General features: G+C 53.4%; 2 protein-coding genes. One reads left to right on the top strand and one right to left on the bottom strand.

Translation table 11 applies throughout. From position 1 onward, the window contains the following. Positions 1–118: 118 nt before the first annotated feature. Positions 119–445: a Dabb family protein gene (locus JAB6_RS05210; RefSeq protein WP_034750182.1), complete on the bottom strand. Its 327-nt coding sequence runs from the start codon at positions 443–445 to the stop codon at positions 119–121. 120 nt (positions 446–565) lie between these two features. Here JAB6_RS05210 and JAB6_RS05215 point away from each other — a divergent pair, with 120 nt between their 5' ends. Continuing rightward, positions 566–1,561, top strand: a complete 996-nt coding sequence (locus JAB6_RS05215) for an alpha/beta fold hydrolase (protein WP_254671475.1) — start codon at positions 566–568, stop codon at positions 1,559–1,561. The last annotated feature ends 103 nt before the right edge of the window (positions 1,562–1,664 follow it).

Consider the following 1,664-nt stretch of genomic DNA (forward strand, 5'->3'; position numbering starts at 1 on the left):
CTGCGGATTAACAGTCCGTCGCTCTACCAACTGAGCTATCAGGGAAAAGAGGCCGCATTCTATAGGGCAAATTTTCAGTTGTCCAGATTTACGCTGAAAAATTTACGCGCGGCGGCGATCAGCCCGGATTTTCCCGGGGCTGATAGTCAAACACCAGCACCCGCCCCAACCATGGCTTGAGCAAATCGACAAAGGCCAGGTGGGCCGGATGGGCCAGGTACACGTCGCGTGCGCTGGCGCCATCGAAGGTCAAGGTAAAGCAATCGGTAAAGCCGTCATCGAGGCCTTCCGGGCTGACGTTCGGCCCCCATTCGAATTGCAGCACGCCGGGGATGCGGTGTTTAAGCTGGGAAAATTCATAGACCAGCTCGGCATGCTTGGCCGGTGTGATGTCCTCAAGAAAATCACACAGGACGATATGGCGCAACGGGATAGAACAGGTCATGGTGGCAACTCTCCTATGGGCTTGCCTTCAGGATAGCGCAAAACGGAAAAGCACACAGGCAGCGGCCCGCCATGGCGCAGATATTTTCTATATGCAACATGTTATTCGGATAATATCCCCATGGACACCCCCATACCCGCAAGCAACCATTCATATCAGACCATGACAAAGCTACTGGCAGTGCTATTCATCACCTTGATGCCATTTTCTGCATGCAAAGCGCAAGCGCTTGCCATCGACGCGCTACTGATTCCCGACATTGGCGGGATCAAGCAGTTTGTGGAAATCAAGACAGATGACTCAAAAAAACCTGTTCTGCTCTTTTTATCGGGCGGGCCGGGAAGTTCGATGATGAAGAATGCGGATGCCTTCACCGCCATCCTGAAAAACAGATTTACGCTGGTGCAGTGGGATCAGCGCGATGCGGGAAAAACCCTGAAACTCAATCCATCGCCTAGCCAGCCCTCCGTCGCGCAGATGAAGCAGGACACCTACCAGGTCATCGCGTTTCTGCAAAAAGAGTTCAAGCAGGAAAAAATATACTTGCTGGGCAGTTCCTGGGGCAATGTGCTCGGTTTTCATATCGTCGAACAGCATCCGGAACTGCTGCATGCGTATTTCGCCGTCAATCCCGTCATCAGCCAGCTGGCCAGCGAAAAGGAATTGCTGGCCAATTTGAAGGCGCATTTCCGGGACGATGCCACCGCCAGCAAGGAACTGGCGCAGGTGCATATCCCCTTTCAACAGGATGAAGACCTGTTCTATTTGCGCAAATGGCTTTTCCATCAGGAGGGAAAAACATTCGCGACCAGCGATGGCTTCAAGACCGGTTTTCTGCAATGGTCCAAAGCCTGGTCGCCCGTATGGAACGAAGTGATGCATATCGATTTGCCGAAGACCTTGAAGAAAGTCGACTGCCCGGTCTATTTCTTCGTTGGCAAGAACGACATCCAGACGTCCACCCGCATCACGCAAGACTATTTTGAGCAGCTGCAGGCGCCAAAGAAGGGGCTGTTTGTATTCGAACAGTCGGGACACCAGATACACCAGGATGAACCGGAGAAATTCCAGCGATCGATCATCGGGACCGTGCCCGCGGCAATCGCGGCGCGCTGAAATGCAAAAAGCCCAACCGGTAAAGGCTGGGCTTTTTGCTACTACGTGTTCTGGCTCCCCGACCTGGACTCGAACCAGGGACCTGCGGATTAACAGTCCGTCG

Source organism: Janthinobacterium sp. HH104 (assembly GCF_001758715.1).
Classification (GTDB): domain Bacteria; phylum Pseudomonadota; class Gammaproteobacteria; order Burkholderiales; family Burkholderiaceae_D; genus Janthinobacterium; species Janthinobacterium aestuarii.